The organism is Streptomyces sp. NPDC091682, from assembly GCF_044756625.1.
Lineage (GTDB): Bacteria > Actinomycetota > Actinomycetes > Streptomycetales > Streptomycetaceae > Streptomyces.
On sequence record NZ_JBIVTH010000008.1, the window covers coordinates 184,510 to 200,963 of the forward strand.

Annotated in this window: 15 protein-coding genes; 8 read left to right on the top strand and 7 right to left on the bottom strand. The window is 75.2% G+C overall.

Annotated elements, in window-relative coordinates:
- Window positions 1-25: 25 nt before the first annotated feature.
- Together ACIQK6_RS20300 and ACIQK6_RS20305 are read right to left on the bottom strand one after the other, a co-directional pair.
- The gene (locus tag ACIQK6_RS20300; RefSeq protein ID WP_329095233.1) at window positions 26-1,717 is read right to left on the bottom strand and encodes an FAD-dependent monooxygenase; all 1,692 of its coding nucleotides are present in this window, start codon (window positions 1,715-1,717) and stop codon (window positions 26-28) included.
- Window positions 1,718-1,793: 76 nt separating this feature from the next.
- Window positions 1,794-2,204, bottom strand: a complete 411-nt coding sequence (locus ACIQK6_RS20305; protein WP_266607811.1) for an organic hydroperoxide resistance protein — start codon at window positions 2,202-2,204, stop codon at window positions 1,794-1,796.
- Between the two features lie 128 nt (window positions 2,205-2,332).
- Between ACIQK6_RS20305 and ACIQK6_RS20310 the strand changes: the two genes are divergently transcribed.
- Entirely contained in the window at window positions 2,333-2,818 is a 486-nt protein-coding gene (locus ACIQK6_RS20310) for a MarR family transcriptional regulator (protein ID WP_329095235.1), read from the top strand.
- A 67-nt stretch (window positions 2,819-2,885) separates the two neighbouring features.
- Window positions 2,886-3,920, top strand: a complete 1,035-nt coding sequence (locus ACIQK6_RS20315; protein WP_329095236.1) for a PHP domain-containing protein — start codon at window positions 2,886-2,888, stop codon at window positions 3,918-3,920.
- A 17-nt stretch (window positions 3,921-3,937) separates the two neighbouring features.
- On the opposite strand, the gene ACIQK6_RS20320 is transcribed toward ACIQK6_RS20315, so the two are convergent.
- Together ACIQK6_RS20320 and ACIQK6_RS20325 are read right to left on the bottom strand one after the other, a co-directional pair.
- Complete coding sequence (locus ACIQK6_RS20320) at window positions 3,938-4,618, bottom strand: response regulator transcription factor (RefSeq protein ID WP_329095237.1); 681 nt, start codon at window positions 4,616-4,618, stop codon at window positions 3,938-3,940.
- Complete coding sequence (locus ACIQK6_RS20325; protein ID WP_329095239.1) at window positions 4,615-5,958, bottom strand: histidine kinase; 1,344 nt, start codon at window positions 5,956-5,958, stop codon at window positions 4,615-4,617. The genes ACIQK6_RS20320 and ACIQK6_RS20325 overlap by 4 nt, the downstream gene beginning before the upstream one ends.
- Window positions 5,959-6,159: 201 nt before the next feature.
- Between ACIQK6_RS20325 and ACIQK6_RS20330 the strand changes: the two genes are divergently transcribed.
- Both ACIQK6_RS20330 and ACIQK6_RS20335 read left to right on the top strand, forming a co-directional pair.
- Window positions 6,160-6,864: an ABC transporter ATP-binding protein gene (locus ACIQK6_RS20330; protein WP_329095241.1), complete on the top strand. Its 705-nt coding sequence runs from the start codon at window positions 6,160-6,162 to the stop codon at window positions 6,862-6,864.
- A complete protein-coding gene (locus ACIQK6_RS20335; RefSeq protein ID WP_329095243.1) occupies window positions 6,861-9,242 on the top strand; it encodes an ABC transporter permease in 2,382 nt (793 codons plus the stop codon). Before ACIQK6_RS20330 ends, ACIQK6_RS20335 begins: the two co-directional genes overlap by 4 nt.
- Before the next feature lie 33 nt (window positions 9,243-9,275).
- On the opposite strand, the gene ACIQK6_RS20340 is transcribed toward ACIQK6_RS20335, so the two are convergent.
- The gene (locus tag ACIQK6_RS20340; protein WP_329095245.1) at window positions 9,276-10,154 is read right to left on the bottom strand and encodes a UbiA family prenyltransferase; all 879 of its coding nucleotides are present in this window, start codon (window positions 10,152-10,154) and stop codon (window positions 9,276-9,278) included.
- Between the two features lie 76 nt (window positions 10,155-10,230).
- Between ACIQK6_RS20340 and ACIQK6_RS20345 the strand changes: the two genes are divergently transcribed.
- The 3 genes from ACIQK6_RS20345 to ACIQK6_RS20355 are packed head-to-tail and all read left to right on the top strand — an operon-like array spanning window position 10,231 to window position 12,922.
- Entirely contained in the window at window positions 10,231-11,292 is a 1,062-nt protein-coding gene (locus ACIQK6_RS20345; protein ID WP_329095247.1) for a 3-oxoacyl-[acyl-carrier-protein] synthase III C-terminal domain-containing protein, read from the top strand.
- Window positions 11,293-11,345: 53 nt separating this feature from the next.
- Entirely contained in the window at window positions 11,346-11,900 is a 555-nt protein-coding gene (locus tag ACIQK6_RS20350; RefSeq protein WP_329107399.1) for an isoprenylcysteine carboxyl methyltransferase family protein, read from the top strand.
- A complete protein-coding gene (locus ACIQK6_RS20355) occupies window positions 11,897-12,922 on the top strand; it encodes an NAD(P)/FAD-dependent oxidoreductase (protein WP_329095249.1) in 1,026 nt (341 codons plus the stop codon). Before ACIQK6_RS20350 ends, ACIQK6_RS20355 begins: the two co-directional genes overlap by 4 nt.
- A gap of 99 nt (window positions 12,923-13,021) precedes the next feature.
- Here ACIQK6_RS20355 and ACIQK6_RS20360 read toward each other — a convergent pair whose 3' ends face one another.
- Complete coding sequence (locus ACIQK6_RS20360) at window positions 13,022-14,014, bottom strand: hypothetical protein (RefSeq protein ID WP_402695193.1); 993 nt, start codon at window positions 14,012-14,014, stop codon at window positions 13,022-13,024.
- A gap of 169 nt (window positions 14,015-14,183) precedes the next feature.
- Between ACIQK6_RS20360 and ACIQK6_RS20365 the strand changes: the two genes are divergently transcribed.
- On the top strand, window positions 14,184-15,797 hold the full coding sequence (locus ACIQK6_RS20365; RefSeq protein ID WP_329095253.1) for a carboxylesterase family protein: 1,614 nt from the start codon (window positions 14,184-14,186) through the stop codon (window positions 15,795-15,797).
- On the opposite strand, the gene ACIQK6_RS20370 is transcribed toward ACIQK6_RS20365, so the two are convergent.
- Window positions 15,781-16,452 (bottom strand): hypothetical protein, encoded by a 672-nt coding sequence (locus tag ACIQK6_RS20370; RefSeq protein WP_329095255.1) that lies wholly within the window; start codon window positions 16,450-16,452, stop codon window positions 15,781-15,783. The genes ACIQK6_RS20365 and ACIQK6_RS20370 overlap by 17 nt on opposite strands.
- Window positions 16,453-16,454: the final 2 nt, after the last annotated feature.

Genomic DNA, 16,454 nt, shown 5'->3' on the forward strand with positions numbered 1-16,454 from the left:
GGGCCGGCCGGTCGCTGGGCCGGGATCAGTTGGGCGGGCTCGCGGCGAAGACGGCCGCGAGGTGGGCGGCCAGTGGGCGCGGGGCGGGCGGAGAGAGCGGGAGCCGGGCGCCGAGGTATCCGTCGGGACGGATCACGAAGGCCGTGGGCTCCTCGGCCGCGTAGAGGCGGGCGAACTCTCCCCGGCTGTCGGTGTAGACCGGCAGCGTCGTCCCGTCGGCCTCGACGACGGCATGCGCGTCAGCGCCGGCGCCCGTGTCCGCCGCGAGCACCAGACAGACCTCCATCCGGCCGCCCGAGGACTCCCGGGCCGTCCGGACGAGTTCGTCGAGGCCCGACCCGGTTTCGGAGCCGGGCCCGAACCCGGCTCCGTAGAGCAGCAGTACGTGGTCCCGCTCGCGCAGGACGTCGTACAGGCGCAGCGGATAGGCGGCGGCGGGCCCGGTGAGGCCCGCGCAGTCGGGTGCCCGGTCGCCCGGCCGGGGGCCGCGGCCGTCGCCGGCCGGGGCCACGGTCGGGCTTCCCCGGTAGCCGACGAGGAGCTGGGCCTCGCGCATCATCACCGTCGCCGGGTCGTCGGGGTCGTTCTCCATTCCCTCGACGGCGTGCCGCACGGTGCGGCCGACGACTTCCTCGCCGACGGGCCGGCGCTCGGCGTCGTAGCCGGCGAGCAGACCGGGGTGGGCCGCGCCCGCGCAGGCCAGCGCGAGCTTCCACGCCAGGTTCCAGGCGTCCTGGATACCCGTGTTCATGCCCTGGGCGCCGGTCGGCGGGTGGATGTGGGCCGCGTCCCCGGCGACGAACACCCGACCGTCGCCGTAGCGGTCCACGATCCGGTGGCTGATGCGGAACACCGAGGTCCAGCGGATGTCGAAGGCGGTGGTCGGCTGTGGTGAGAGCCGGTCCAAGACGGCCTGAATGTCGGCCAGTTCGGGGCCCCGGCCGCTCTGCAGGCCGTGGGTGATGCCGTCGGAGCCGGCCGCGTCCTGCCCTGCGGTGGAGAGTTCGGGCGGCACCATCATCGACATCCGGTACCGGCCCCGGCCGGGCAGCGGGATGCAGACGAGCACGTCGTCGACCGCCCCGTCCTCGTCCAGGTGCATGGCGCGCAGGTTGTACCCGGGCGGTAGGTCCCAGTCGACGCGTACGTCGGCGAGCATGTACTCCTCGGCGAAGGCCCCGCCCTCGAAGGTGAGGCCGAGCCCTTTGCGGACGGTGCTGTGCGCGCCGTCGCAACCCACCAGGTACCGGGTCCGCAGCTCTTCCTCCGCCCCGGACGGGGTGTGCAGCCGGCAGGTCACCCCGTCCGCGTCCTGGGTGAACGACGCGAGTTCGGTGCCCCGTTCGACGGCCGTCCCGAAGCGACCCAGGAACTCGTCCAGGATGCGCTCGGTCTCGTACTGCGGCAGCGCCGCGAACCCGTAGGGCACTTCGGGCGGCACGGCGAGCTCGGTGCGGGCCTGCTCGACGCCGTTGACGTAGAGGAACTGCCCCCGCATCGGGACGGCCGCCTCCAGTGCGGCGCGGACCATCCCCATGCGGTCCCACACCTCCAGCGTGCGCGGCTGGATGCCGACGGCCTTCGCGAACGGCAGCCGGGCCGGCAGCCGGTCGACGATCCGGCACGTGACGCCCCGTCTGCGGAGCTCTGCGGCGGCGGTCAGCCCGACCGGGCCGGCGCCGACGACCAGGACGTCCGTTGCGTAGCTGTGCGCCACTGGCGCCTCCTGGCGTGCGGCCCCCGTAGGAGTGGATGCCCCTCCATGGTGGCCGCCCGCCAGGTGTCCGGCACCTTTACTCGATCACGAGGTCCACGTCGATGTTGCCGCGGGTGGCGCGGGAGTACGGGCAGACCTCGTGGGCCTGCTTGACCAGCAGGGCGCCCGTCTCGCCGGCCAGGGACTCCGGGAGCTCGACGCGCAGGGTGACGCCGAGGCCGAAGCCGGCGCCGTCCTTGCCGATCGAGACCTCCGCGGTGACCGAGGCCTCGCTGGTGTCCACCTTGGCCTGGCGGCCGACCAGGCCGAGCGCGCTCGCGAAGCAGGCGGCGTAGCCGGCGGCGAAGAGCTGCTCGGGGTTGGTGCCCTGACCGTTGCCGCCCAGCGCCGGGGGCATGGCGAGGGCGAGGTCGATCTGGCCGTCGGAGCTGACGGCGCGGCCCTCGCGGCCATTGGCGGTGGCGACAGCGGTGTAGAGCGCGTCCATGAGAGTTCCTCTCGCAGAAATGAACCGTGGCGGCGGCCGATGGTCGACCGCGCTCCACCAGTAGAGCACGCAATTCAGTTGCGCACAATTCAATGCCCTCCAAGTTCTGCCCGGGTACACTGGCCGACATGACCGAGCAGCCCACCGCGACCCACTCCGACCAGGACTTCCTGCGCCTGGACGGCCAGATCTGCTTCGCACTGAACGCGGCGAGCCGCGCCTTCGGCGGCCTCTACCGCGTCGTCCTCAAGGACCTGGGGCTCACCTATCCCCAGTACCTGGTGATGCTGGTGCTGTGGGAGCACGGCGAGATGCCGGTCAAGGAGATCGGGCAGCACCTACGGCTGGACTCCGGAACGCTGTCCCCGCTGCTCAAGCGGTTGGAGGCGGCCGGACTGGTCCGCCGCGAGCGCAGCACCGAGGACGAGCGGTCCGTGCACGCCCACCTGACCGAGGAGGGCGCCGCGCTGCGCGCCCGCGCGGTGGAAGTGCCCCGACGGATCGCGGCCGCGACCGGCTTCGAGCTCGCCGAGGTCCTCGACCTCCAGACCCGGCTGAACCGCCTCACCGCCGCCCTCGACGCCGCCGTGCCCCGGGAAGCCGGAGAGGCGTAGCGGCCCCCCGCACCCGACACTGGGTCGGGAGACGGGCGGCGGGGCGGCGGCGGGTAGGAGGTGCGCGATGGACCCGGTTGCGGCGCTGGACCGGATCGCCTTCCTGCTGGAGCGCGCGCAGGCGCCCACCTACCGGGTACGGGCCTTCCGGTCCGCCGCGGCCGCGATCACGCGGATGGGCGGGGACGAGGTGGCCGAGCGGGTCGCGGCCGGTTCCCTGGAGGCCGTGAAGGGCATCGGCCCCAAAACGGCCCAGGTCGTGCGTGAGGCCCTCGGCGGGACCGTGCCGGCGTACCTGCAGGCGCTGGAGGACGAGATCGCCGCGCTCCCCGAAGGGCCGCCGGCCACGCCCGCCGCCACCGCGCTGCGGGCGGCGCTGCGCGGGGACTGCCACGTGCACTCCGACTGGTCCGACGGCGGCAGTCCGATCGAGGCGATGGGGCGGGCGGCGGCCGCACTGGGCCATGACTGGGCCGTGCTGACCGACCACTCGCCGCGCCTGACCGTCGCCCGCGGGCTCTCCCCGGAGCGGCTGCGCGAGCAGCTGCGGGTGGTGGCCGAGCTCAACGCCACCTGGGCGCCCTTCCGGCTGCTCACCGGAATCGAGTGCGACATCCTCGACGACGGGGCGCTGGACCAGGAGCCGGAGCTGCTGGACCGGCTCGACCTGGTCGTCGGCTCGGTGCACTCGAAGCTGCGGATGGACTCGCCGGCGATGACCCGGCGGCTGCTGGCGGCCGTGCGCAACCCGCTGATGGACGTCCTGGGGCACTGCACGGGGCGGCTGGTCACCGGCCGGACCCGGCCTGAGTCCCGGTTCGACGCCGAGGCGGTCTTCGCGGCCTGCGCACAGAGCGGTACCGCCGTGGAGATCAACAGCCGGCCCGAACGACTGGACCCGCCCCGGCGGCTGCTGCGCCTCGCCGTGGCTGCCGGCACCTTCTTCGCGATCGACACGGACGCGCACGCCCCGGGCCAGCTGGACTGGCAGGTCGTCGGCTGCGAAAGGGCCGTGGAGTGCGAGGTACCGGCCGGGCGCGTCATCAACACCTGGCCGGCGGACGCGCTCCTGGCCTGGACCCGCACCCGGGAGGTGCCCTGAAGGACGTCCACCGGTGCTCAGCGCGCGCCGGGGGTGATCAGGCCCGTCTCGTACGCGGCGATCACTGCCTGAGCACGGTCGCGCAGGCGGAGTTTGGACAGGACCCGGGCCACGTGCGTCTTGACGGTGGCCTCGCTCAGCCGGAAGCGGGCGGCCAGTTCCGCGTTGCTGAGGCCGCGGGCCAGGGCCTCGAGGATCTCCAGCTCGCGCGGGGTCAGCGTGCCGAGGTCGCGGTGCAAGGATGTCGTGCGCTCCCCGGCCGTGGCGAACCGCTCCACCAGTCGCCGGGTGATCGTCGGGGCGAGCAGCGCGTCCCCCGAGCGGACCAGGCGGACCGCGGCCGTCAGATGTTCGGGAGTGACGTCCTTCAGCAGGAAGCCGCTCGCGCCCGCGCTCAGGGCCGCGTACACGTACCGGTCCAGGTCGTAGGTGGTGAGGATGACGATCCGGGGCGCGGTCCCCTCGTCGGCGAGGATGCGGCGGGTCGCCTCCAGGCCGTCGGTGCCGGGCATGCGGATGTCCATCAGGACGACGTCGGGCCGGGTGCGGCGCACCGCGGCGACCGCCTGCTCCCCGTCGGCCGCGTCGGCGACCACATCGATGCCGTCCGCCGTGAGGATCATGCGGAATCCGGTGCGTACCAGGGCCTGGTCGTCGACGATCACCACACGGGGTACCACCGGGGCCGCCTCGGTCATGTCTCCTCCACGGGGATCACGGCGCGGAGCCGGTATCCGCCGCGGGGGTCGTTGCCCGCTCGCAGCGTACCGCCGTACACGGCGAGCCGTTCGCGCAGTCCCACCAGGCCCCGGCCGCCGCCCGGTGCCACCGGGGTACGCGGCGTCCCGCCGGTGTCGGCCACCTCGACCCGCAGTTCGCCGGGCGCGTACTCCACCGTCACCGACACGCGCGCCCCGGCCGCGTGCCGGACCGCGTTGGTCAGGCCTTCCTGCACGACCCGGTAGGCGGCGAGGTCCACACCCGGGGCCAGGCCGGGCCGGCCGCCGCGGACCGCCAGGTCGACGGGGACGCCGGAATCCCTTACCCGGCCGGCCAGTTCCTCCAACCGGTCCAGGCCGGGCTGCGGGGCCAGGCCAAGATCGCGCGCCGGGTCCGAGGCGCCTGCGCCGTCGTCTCCGCCACCGTCGCAGCCACCGTCGGACATCGTCAGCAGCCCCATCACGTGGCGCAGTTCCGACATCGCCGTACGTCCTGCCGCCTCGACCGCCCGCATCGCCTCGCGGGCCTGGTCGGGCGAGGCGTCGAGCACCTTGCGCGCCGCGCCCGCCTGGATCGTCATCATGCTCACGTTGTGGGTCACCACGTCGTGCAGTTCCCGCGCGATGCGGGCGCGTTCCCGCTCCACCGCCCGCCGCAGCTGATCGTGCTGCCCCTCGCGCAGGGTGCGCAGGCGTTCGCGCCAGCGGTGGATGCCGTGTGCGGCGAACCCGGCTGGCAGGAGCACGAGTACGGGTACCACTCCCCCGTCCACCTTCGGGATCAGGGGGAAGGCGGCAGTGAGGACCATCCCTGCGAGGACCGACAGCACGGCCGAGATCCGGTGGGGGCTGTGCATCGCGGCGCTGTACGCCGCGACCAACCCGGAGGCGAAGACGACCGTCGTCGCGTCCTGTGCCACGTGCCCCTGGTGGAAGAGCACCGTCGCGCCCATGACGGCCCAGTAGACCGTCAGCGGGAACCGGCGGCGCAGCAGCAGCGGCGCCGCGGTGAGCACGGCCGCCAACAGCTCCCACGGCTCCACCGGCGGCAGGTCGTGCTGCAGGAGGGGCACGAGCTGCGCCGGGTCCGGCACTTCGCCCATGCGTACGGGCGGCGGGGGCGGCGGCAGCGGGATCCCGGAGCTGCCGGGCGGCGGTTCCGCGATGTCGACGTACGAGCGGTTCATGTCGCCGGCGACCGTGGCGACGGCCAGCGCGAGCGCGAGGAGCGCGTCGACGGCCCAGGCCATGCGCGACGGGCGCGGCCGGAGCCAGTCGGCCCGGGCCGCGCCGGCCCGGCGAACGGCTGCTTCGATCATCGGGCCAGTCTGCCAAGGGGCCGCTCCCCGCGGGTCCGTCCAGGGGTGGAGGGCCACCGCCGACGGGCGTACGTCGCTGGGATGATCCGCCGCCAGGTCCTCCCGGCACGGTACGGACGTTCCGCACTGCTGCCGACGTGCTGATCCGCGTCGTCTCCGTAGCGTCGTGGCGTACCCGACACCCCGTCAGACGGAGGAACCATGATCGACCGGACCGCCGACCCGCTCATCGACCTGTGCGAGGTGACCAAGAGCTACGAGGAGGGCCCGCCCGCCCTCACCGGGGTCAGCCTCCAGGTGCACCCCGGTGAGGCCCTCGCCGTCCTCGGCCCCTCCGGCAGCGGCAAGTCCACGCTGCTCAACCTGATCGCCGGCCTCGACCGGCCCACCTCGGGCGGTGTCACCGTCGACGGGGTGCGCGTCGACACGCTGAGCGAGACGGCCTCCGCACGGCACCGGCGCGCCCGGATCGGCATGGTCTTCCAGTTCTTCAACCTCCTCGACGACCTCACCGTCGCCGACAACGTGCTCCTCCCCGCCCAGTTGGCCGGGGTGCCCCGTGCCCGGGCGGCTCACCGCGCCGCCGAGCTCCTCGCGCGCCTGGGCATCGAGCGGCACGCCCGCGCGTACCCGGGCCGTCTCTCCGGCGGCGAGCGGCAACGCGTCGCCGTGGCGAGGGCGTTGATGAACCGGCCGCCGCTGCTGCTCGCGGACGAGCCCACGGGCGCGTTGGACAGTGCCTCGGGCGCCGACGTACGGGAGCTGCTGCGCGGCCTGAACGCCGACGGGCAGACGATCGTCCTGGTCACGCACGACCTGGCGCTCGCCGGGTCCTGCGCGACGCGGACGATCGAGGTCGTCGACGGCCGGATCGCGCGCGACGTCGGCCGGGCGGTGACCCGGTGAGGCCGGGCCGTGCCCAGGGGCGGCCCGGCGGACTCGGGCGGGTGGTCCGGGCCGGCCTCGGCCGACGCCGCCTGCAGACCGCCGTGATGGCCCTGACCACGCTGATCGCGGTGGCGGCCGCGCTCCAGGCGCTCGGATTGCTCGTCAGCTCCCGCGGGCCCTTCGACCGGGCCTTCGAAGGCCAGCACGGAGCGCACCTCACGGTCCGGTTCGCCGGGTCCGAGGTCGGCGGGAGGCCGCCACGACTCGCGGACAGCGCCCGCGCGGCGCGAGTGGCCGACGCGGCGGGTCCGTACCCCCTCGCGTCGGTCCGCCTGTGGCCCGTACGGGAGACCCCGCCCGGCTACACCCCGCCGCCCTCGACCCTGGTGGGGCGCGCCGCCCCCGACGGCCCGGTCGACCGGGTCGCCCTGGTCGACGGCCGGTGGGCCACCGCCCCCGGTGAGATCGTGCTGGAGCGGGCGACGCTGCCCCCGGGGATCAGGCCGGGCGCACGCGTACGGGCCGAGCAGATCGAGCTCACCGTCGTCGGGATCGCCTCGTCGGCGGGGCGCAGCGCCGATGCCTGGGTGGTGCCGGAGCAGGTGGCCGGGCTGACGGCGGCCGGACCCGATGTCCAGATGCTCTACCGGCTCACCGCGGCCGGCACCGCCGAGGACGTACGCGCCGGGCAGGAGGCGATCACCGCGGCCGTACCGGGCGCCGCCCTCACCGGAGCCCGGTCGTACCTCGACGTGCGCCAGGTCGCCCAGCAGAACACCGCCGCGTTCATTCCCTTCCTGACGGTCTTCGCCCTCCTCGGCCTGGCCATGTCCGTCCTGGTGATCGGCACCGTGGTGAGCGGGACCGTCGTCGCCGGGACCCGCCGGATCGGGATCCTCAAGTCCCTCGGGTTCACTCCGCTGCAGGTGGGCCGCGCCTACCTGGCGCAGGCCCTGCTGCCCGCATCGGCCGGGGCGCTGCTCGGCGCCCTCCTCGGCAACGCGCTCGCCGTACCGGTGATGGCGCAGGTCGCGCAGGCGTACGGAACGGCAGCGGTGTTGGTCCCCGTGTGGGTGGACGTGCTGGTGCCCGCCGCGGCACTGGCGGTGGTCGCGGCGACCGCGTTCGTACCGGCGCTGCGCGCGGCACGGATGCCCGCCGCCCTGGTGATCGGCCGCGCTGCGGGGGGCACCGGAGCCCGGCGGGGCCTGCGGGCGCGGCGCGCCCTCGGACGGCTGCCGCTGCCGCGTTCGGTCATCCTCGGGCTCGCGGGGCCGCTCGCCCGGCCGGCCCGTTCGGCGGCGACGGCCTCGGCGGTGGCGTTCGGGGCCCTCGCGGTGACGCTCGCCGTCGGTCTGGGGAGCACCCTGGTGGCCGTGCAGACCGGCGGTGACCCGGACCGTTCCGGCACCGTCACGGTGCGCACCGTACTCCCGCCGGAGGATGGTCCCGGCGCCCCGGCAGCCGTGCGCCCGGCCGATCCGGACGCTGTCGCACGGGTCCTGGAGGGGCATGCCGGCACCCGGTCCTTCCGGCGGACCGCCCGTACCGAGGTGGACGTGGCGGGGCTGACGGGCGGCGCGCCGCTCGTGGCGTACGAGGGGGAGGACACGGGCGCCGGTACGACGATGACCTCGGGCCGCTGGTTCGCCGCGCCGGGCGAGGCCGTCGTCGCCGGGCGGTTCCTGCGTGCCAGCGGGCTGCGCGTCGGGGACGGCCTCGTCGTCTCCGAACAGGGGCGTTCGGCGCGCCTGACGATCGTCGGCGAGGTCTTCGACCTGGGCGACGACGGGATGACGCTGCGCACCGCCGGGCAGTCCGTCGCGGCGCTGGAGTCCCCCTACCTGCCCGCCGTCTTCGGGGTCGAGCTGACGGCGGGGACCGACCGGGACCGCTACCTCGCGGAGCTGAACGGGATCCTGGAGCCGCTGGGCGCGCGGGCCTCGGCCACCGAGGGCCCGTCGTCGAGCGTCCTCTCCGCGATGCGGGGGCTGATCGCGGTGCTCACCCTGATGCTCGTCGCCGTGGCCGGTCTCGGCGTCCTCAACACGGTCGTCCTGGACACCCGTGACCGGGTCCGCGACCAGGGGATCCTCAAGGCGCTCGGGATGACTCCCCGGCAGACCGTGGTCCAGGTCCTGACGGGCGTGGCCGTGATCGGCCTGGCCGCGGGGGCGGTCGGGGCGCCGTTGGGCGCCGCCCTGCACCGCGCCGTGATGCCGGCGATGGGCCGGGCGGCGGGGTTCGCGATCCCGCAGGCGTTCATCGACGTGCACGGTGGGGCGCTGCCCGTCCTGATGGCCCTCGCCGGTGTGCCGATCGCCGTGGCCGGCGCCCTGGCGCCCGCGTTCTGGGCGGCGCGCACCCGTACGGCGCGGGCCCTGCGCGCGGAGTGAACCGGAGCGCGCGGCCCGCCCCGCCCCGGTGGCTCACGGGCGGAGTTCGACGACCAGCAGGATCACGTCGGCTCCGGCCACCGCCATCGTGGCGAGGAACGGGAGCCTTCCGGCGGGCCGGCGGGCCGCGAGGAGCAGCGCCGTCGCGGTCGCGGCGAGCAGCGTCCAGCCGTACGCCGTCACCCGCCCCGGTGGTCCGACGACCAGGGCGGTGGTCGAGCCGAGGACGAGCAGCCCGGCGAGCGCGGCCGAGACCCGTAGGCCCAACCGCTGCGGCAGCCCCGCCACTCCGGTGGCCAGGTCGTCCTCGATGTCCGGCAGCACGTTGGCGAAGTGCGCGCCCGCGCCGAGGAGGGCCGCGGCGACCGTGAGCCAGGGCGGCGGCCAGGGGGCGCCGGGCAGGCCCAGGGTGACGAAGGCGGGCAGCAGGCCGAAGGCCAGGGCGTACGGGACGAAGGAGGCGGCCGTGCTCTTGAGCCGGAGGTTGTAGGCCCAGGCGGCCGCTACGCCGACGAGGTGCGCGGCGCCGGCGGGCAGCCCGCAGGCCAGGGACAGCGGGACGCAGAGCAGTAGCGCCACGGCCGCGGCCCGGGTCACGGCCGCGGCCGGCACCGTACCGGCGACGAGCGGTTTGTCCCGTCGGCCCGTGGCCAGGTCGCGCCGCAGGTCGGCCCGGTCGTTGCACCAGCCCACCGAGAGCTGTCCGGCGGCCACCGCGCCCACGGTGGCGGCCGCCCGCGCCGGGCCGTGCCCCGCGGCGGCCGTCAGGGCGGCGGCGAAGAGGGTCACGGCGGCCGCGGGCAGCGGGTGGCAGGCGGCGGCCAGGCCGCGTACGGGGCCGGGGCCCGGGCCGGGCGCTGCGCTCCTGGTGACTTCGGTGTTCTCGCGGGTCTGCGTGGTTCGCGCGGGCACGGCGACACGCTACGCGGCGCCGCGCCCGGTTCACCTGATTCATAGCGATGTGTCAGTTGTTTTCTATGGTGAACGAATGACACGTGTTCTGGCAGTGCGCAGCGTGTTCCCGCCCCATCACCATCCACAGTCCGAGATCACGGAGGCGCTCGCCCGCTTCCTGCCGCCGGGTTCCGACACCGCCCTGCTGCGCCGCGTCCACGGCTCGGTGCGCGTGGAGGGCCGACATCTCGCGCTGCCCCTGGAGCGGTACGGTCCGGGGAACGACTTCGGCGCGACGAACGCCCTCTTCATCGAGACGGCCCTGGAGCTCGGCACCCGGGCCCTCGAACTCGCCCTCTCCGACGCCGGTCTGGCGGCCCGGAAGGTCGATCTGGTCATGTCGACCACGGTGACCGGGCTCGCGACGCCCTCGCTGGAGGCCCGACTCGCCACCCGTGCGGGCCTGCGTCCCGACGTGCGGCGGGTGCCGCTCTTCGGCCTCGGCTGCGCGGCCGGCGCCGCCGGAGTGGGCCATGTCCACGACCATCTGACGGGGCGTACCGGCCACGCCGCCGTCCTGCTGTCCACCGAGCTCTGCTCGCTCACCCTGCAGTCCACCGACGCCTCGATGGCGAACCTGGTGGCCGGCGGACTGTTCGGCGACGGCGCGGGCGCCCTGGTGGCGGTGGGCCGCGACCACCCCCTGTACGCCACCGGCGCCGGACCCGAGGTGGTGGCCGCCCGCAGCCGCCTGTACCCGGGCACCGAGCACCTCCTCGGCTGGGACATCGGCCACTGGGGGATGCGCATGGTGCTGGGCCGCGAACTCCCGGACCTCGTCCGGCTCCACGTGGCCGAGGAGGTCGAGTCCTTCCTCGCCGCGCACGACCTCAAGACCGCGGACGTCGACGCGTGGATCTGCCATCCCGGCGGCCCGAAGATCCTCGACACGCTCTCGGACGCCCTCGCGCTGCCGGAGTCGGCCTTCGCCGCGAGCCGGCGCTCGCTCGCGGCCGTGGGCAACCTCTCCTCCGCCTCGGTCCTGCACATCCTGGACGGCGTCCAGAGCGCAGGACCGCCCCCGCCCGGATCGGTCGGGCTGATGCTCGCCTTCGGTCCGGGCTTCGCCTCCGAACTCGTCCTCCTGCGCTGGTGAGCCCGATGAATCCGATCCCCGCCCTGACCACCTCCGCCTCCACCTCCACCTCCCTGATCCCGTACCTGCTGCTGATCGGGCTCGTCGCGGCCGAACGGCTCGCCGAGCTGATCACGACCCGCCGCCACACCGCGTGGAGCCTGGCCCGCGGCGGCCGCGAATACGGTCGCGGCCACTACCCGGCCATGGTCGCCCTGCACACCGCGCTACTCGTGGGCTGCGTGGTGGAACCCTGGCTGGCCGGGCGGCCGTTCGTCCCGCTGCTGGGCTGGTCGGCCCTCGCCGTCGCCGTGGCCGCCCAGGGCCTTCGCTGGTGGTGCATCGCCACCCTCGGCAAGCGCTGGAACACCCGGGTGCTGGTCGTTCCCGGGCTGCCGCTGGTGGAGGCGGGACCGTACCGGCTGCTGCGCCACCCCAACTACGTGGCCGTGGTCGCGGAAGGCGTCGCGCTGCCGCTGGTGCACTCCGCCTGGATGACGGCGCTCGGCTTCACCGTGCTCAATCTCGTGCTGCTGCGCGTACGGATCGGCTGCGAGGACGCCGCCCTGACCGACGGCGGCCGGCTCCGGGCGCCCGCCTCCGTCCACTCGGCCGGCGCCGCCTCGTGATCGACCTGCTGATCGCCGGCGGCGGCCCGGCGGGGCTGGCCACCGCCATCCACGGCGCGCTCGCCGGCCTCGAGGTCGTGGTCGTGGAGCCGAGGCCCACCCCCATCGACAAGGCCTGCGGGGAGGGCCTGATGCCGGGGGGCGTGCGCCACCTCCGAGGGCTGGGCGTCACCGTGACCGGGCAGCCGTTCCAGGGCATCCGCTACGTCGACGGGGTGAGCGGTCGCCGCGCCGAGGGGCTCTTCCGGTCCGGCCCGGGGCTCGGCGCCCGGCGCACGGAACTGCAGGCCGCGCTGGCCGAGCGCGCCGCGCAGCTCGGCGTACGGGTGCTCCCCGGGCGAATCGACCAGGTACGCCAGGACGTCCACCAGGTCGGCGCGGCCGGGCTCACCGCCCGCTACCTGGTCGCGGCCGACGGCCTGCACTCCCCCGTCCGGCGCGGGCTCGGGCTGTCGGCGCCGCCCGCCCCGCGCCGACCGGCACGTTACGGGCTGCGCCGCCACTACGCCGCCGCGCCGTGGAGCGACCTCGTCGAGGTGCATTGGTCGGCGCGGTGCGAGGCGTACGTCACCCCGCTGGCGCCCGACCGGATCGGCGTGGCCGTCCTGACCTCCGACCAGGCCCCGTTCGACGCGCAGTTGGCCCGTTTCCCGGTGCTGTCGGCGCGCCTGGCCGCGGCGGTGGGGACGCCGGTGCGCGGAGCCGGGCCGCTGCGCCAGGGAGCCCGCGTACGGGTGGCGGGGCGCGTGCTCTTCGTGGGGGACGCGGCCGGGTACGTGGACGCGCTGACCGGCGAAGGACTCACCCTGGCCGTGACGGCGGCGGGCGAGCTGGTGCGGTGCGTCCGGGCGGGGCGCCCGCAGGCCTACGAGCAGGCCTGGCGGGACCTGTCGCGCACCTACCGCACGCTCACCGCGTCCCTGCTGTGGGCCCGTCACCAGCCGCGGCTCGCGCCCCGGATCGTCCCGCTGGCCGCCCGGCTCCCCCGCGTGTTCACCCGGGCGGTGAACCTGCTCGCGTGACCGCGCTGGCCGCGCCGCACGGGGCGACGGCCACGAACGGAGCGGCACCCCGCGCACGGGGCGCGGGGTGCCGCTCCGGTGGAGCCCGCGGCCGGTCGGTCAGGCCGGGGGCTCCCGGCGGTTGCGCAGGGCGAGGCCGGCGAGGACCGCACCGATCGCCGCGCACAGCACGACGGTGGCACCGGCCCAGGCCGGGGTGCCGCCCACCGAGCCCGCCAGCGGGTCGTAGCGCAGCGACCCGCCCAGCACGTGCAGGGCGACCACGCCGAGGGCGGTGGCCGCGCCCGCCCGCCACACGGCCCGGGTGTCCCGGAGCGCCACCAGGGCGCCGCTCACTAGGCAGAGGACGGTGACGACGAGGGGCAGGTAGTCGACGGGGGCCGCGAACTGCAGGGCCGTCAGGTCGATCGGCAGGTGCAGGGCTCCGCTGCCCAACAGGGCGATCGCCACGGGCCAGCGCAGGACGCGCCGCAGCGCCCGGTCCCGGGACGCGGCGCGCGGGGCCGCGGGAGCTGCGCGCGGGGTCACGCGACCGGCGCGCCGGGGCGGCTCCTGGTACGGGCCGTCGTACGGCTCCGGGTACCGCGACTCGAACGGCTCCTCGCGCCCCTCCTCATAGGACTCCGCGGAGTGCTTCGCAGAGCGCGTTGAGGAGTGCTGCGTGGAGTGCTGCGTGGAGTGCTGCGTGGAGGGCTCCGTGGAGGGCTCCGTGTGCGATCCGGACGGGAGGGCGTAGGGGTCGGCCGGACCGGCGGGCCCGGCGCGGCCCCGGCGCTCCGCCTCGGCCGCGTCCTCCTTGCCGAGGATGGTGACCAACAGGGCGACGTCCTCGATGGACCGTCCGACCGCGGCGGCGTGCGGCGTGAGGTCCGCACCGGCCGCCTCGTGCGGCGACTCGCCCAGGAGGGCGACCATCCGTCGTACGTCCTGCACCGGTCCGGTCTCGGCGGCCGCGCGCAGCGCGTCTTGTCCGACGTCGGGCAGCGGCAGGGTCCTCACGGGCGGCGCGTTCGGCTCGTCCGGTGCTATGGAGTCGGGGGTCCGGCGGCGGTCTTCGTACTGGTTCGCCGCGCCGGTAACGGGGTCGTCCATGGAAAGCTCCGTTCCCCGACGCGCGGGGTCCACGCAATCGCACGCCGGTCATCATGCGTCACGGAAAGCGCACGCTTTGTTACATTGACTGCCACTTCCGCCCACTGCGCCATTCGGGGCGGGCAAACGGGGGCTCCACCCGGGCCCCGAAGGGGAAAGGGCGTCGGCCGTGTCCGACTTTCGCCGGTTCCGCCGCCGGGGAGCCCTGCTGCTGCCCGTCGTGTTGCTGCTGCTGGGTGCGGCGCCCGGTCCGGAGCGGCCCGTCGTGGAGACCGACCGGGGTCCGGTGCGGGGCCTCGGGCACGGCGGGTACGACACCTTCGAGGGAATCCCCTTCGCCGCCCCCCCGACCGGTCGACTGCGCTGGCGGCTACCGGAGCCCGTGCCGCGCTGGGAGGGCGTACGCGATGCCGGGGCGCCCGGTTCGCGCTGCGTGCAGCTGCCCGCGATCGGGCCGGGCGGCCCGACCGGCTCGGAGGACTGTCTGTACCTCAACGTCACCGCTCCGGCGGGCGGGACCGCCGCCGGGGGCCGGGGACGGCCCGTCATGGTGTGGTTCCACGGCGGCGGCTTCTTCAGCGGCTCCGGCGACGCGTACCGGCCCGACCGGCTGGCCGCGCGGGGCGACGTCGTGGTCGTGACCGTCAACTACCGGCTGGGCGTCTTCGGCCTCTTCGGCCATCCGGAGCTCGGCGGGGCACCCGGTTTCGCCCTCGCGGACCAGCGGGCGGCGCTGCGCTGGGTGCGGGCGAACGCGGCCCGCTTCGGCGCGGACCCGGGCAACGTCACCGTCTTCGGCGAATCGGCGGGGGCCCTCAGCGTCTGCGCGCACCTCACCTCCCCCGCCTCGGCGGGCCTGTTCCACCGGGCGATCGTGCAGAGCGGATCGTGCTCGACCACGACACCGCCGCGGTCCCTGCTGCCCGGCCTCGGCACGTACGAGCCCTTCGTGCCGGAGCGGCGCACGGTTGCGGACGGCGCCCTGGTGGCGGCCCGGCTCGGCTGCGACCGGCCCGGCGCGGTGTTGGACTGCCTGCGCGACCTGGCCACCGACACCCTGGCGACCGCCGAACTGATGCAGCGCTTCTCGCTGGTCTCCTACGGCGGCGGCGTACTGCCGCTGGAGCCCCGGCGGGCGCTGGAGGCCGGCCGGTTCCACCGGGTGCCGGTCGTCCAGGGCACCACACAGGACGAGATGCGCCTCTTCCTCGCGCAGACCCTGGCGGCGCATCCGATCCCCGACGGGGCTGCCTACCGGGCCCGGCTGGAGCTGTCCTTCGACGCACCGACCGCCCGCGCGGTGGAGGCCGACTATCCGGTGTCCGCCTTCGCGACCCCGGCGGTGGCGTGGGCCACCGCACTGACCGACGTGTCGTTCGTCTGCCCGACGCTGCGGGACGGCGCGGCGCTGGGCCGGCACGTGCCGGTGTACGCGTACCGGTTCAGCGACCGGGGCGCGCCCGACTTCACGGGGCTGCCGCAGCCTGCGGACCTGCCGTACGGGGCGGCCCACGGCTTCGAACTGCCCTACTTGTTCACGATCGCGCCGCTGACCGGACCGCAGCGGCAGCTCGCCGACCGGATGACCGACTACTGGACCGCCTTCGCCCACAGGGGCGTTCCGACGGCGCCGGGAGCGCCGCGGTGGCCGCGCGACCGGACTTCGGCCTCGGCGCTGTCGCTGGCGCCCGGGGCGGGCGGGATCCGCACGGTGAACGCGCGGGCGGAGCACCACTGTGCGCTCTGGGACGCGCGGTGGCCCGGAGTCACCAGGGCTCGGTGACGTTCAGGCGTCCGCCCGTCGCGGTCTGGAGCGTCACGGTGCCCGTGTCCCCGTAGACCTCGTGCCGCCAGGCGGCGAACAACTTGGCGATCGCGCGTGCGGCATCGCCGCGGCTCTTGCCCACTTCCTCGGTGGTGAAGGTGATCCTCGCCTCGCCAACCGTGCGCACCTTGCGGACGCGGACCTCCTTGATCACCTCGGAGTCCGCGTACCCGTCGTCGGCGTGGTGCTTCAGGTAGTAGGCGGTGAACTCGCGGGTCATGTCGAACCAGTCCGCCGGGCCGCAGGGGCCACCGCCGTTGGTCACCTGACCATCGGTCGGCGGGCCGACATAGGCACCGGTCTCCTGATCGGTCGGCGGACCGGCGTACCCGCCCGTCTCCTGATCGGTCGGCGGACCGGCGTACCCGCCCGTCTCCTGATCCGTCGGCGGACCGGCGTACCCGCCCGTCTCCTGATCGGTCGGCGGACCCGCATGCCCGCCCGTCTCCTGATCGGTCGGCACGTCGAGGTCGCACTCCGCTTGGGCGAGCACGGGTACGCCCGCGGGCGGGGCGGCCTGTCCCGCCCGTGTGGTCCCGCAGGCCGCCAGGGCGGCGCACAGGATCCCCGCCACCACCACCCGCCCGGTCACGGACACCGCTGTCTTCGTCATGT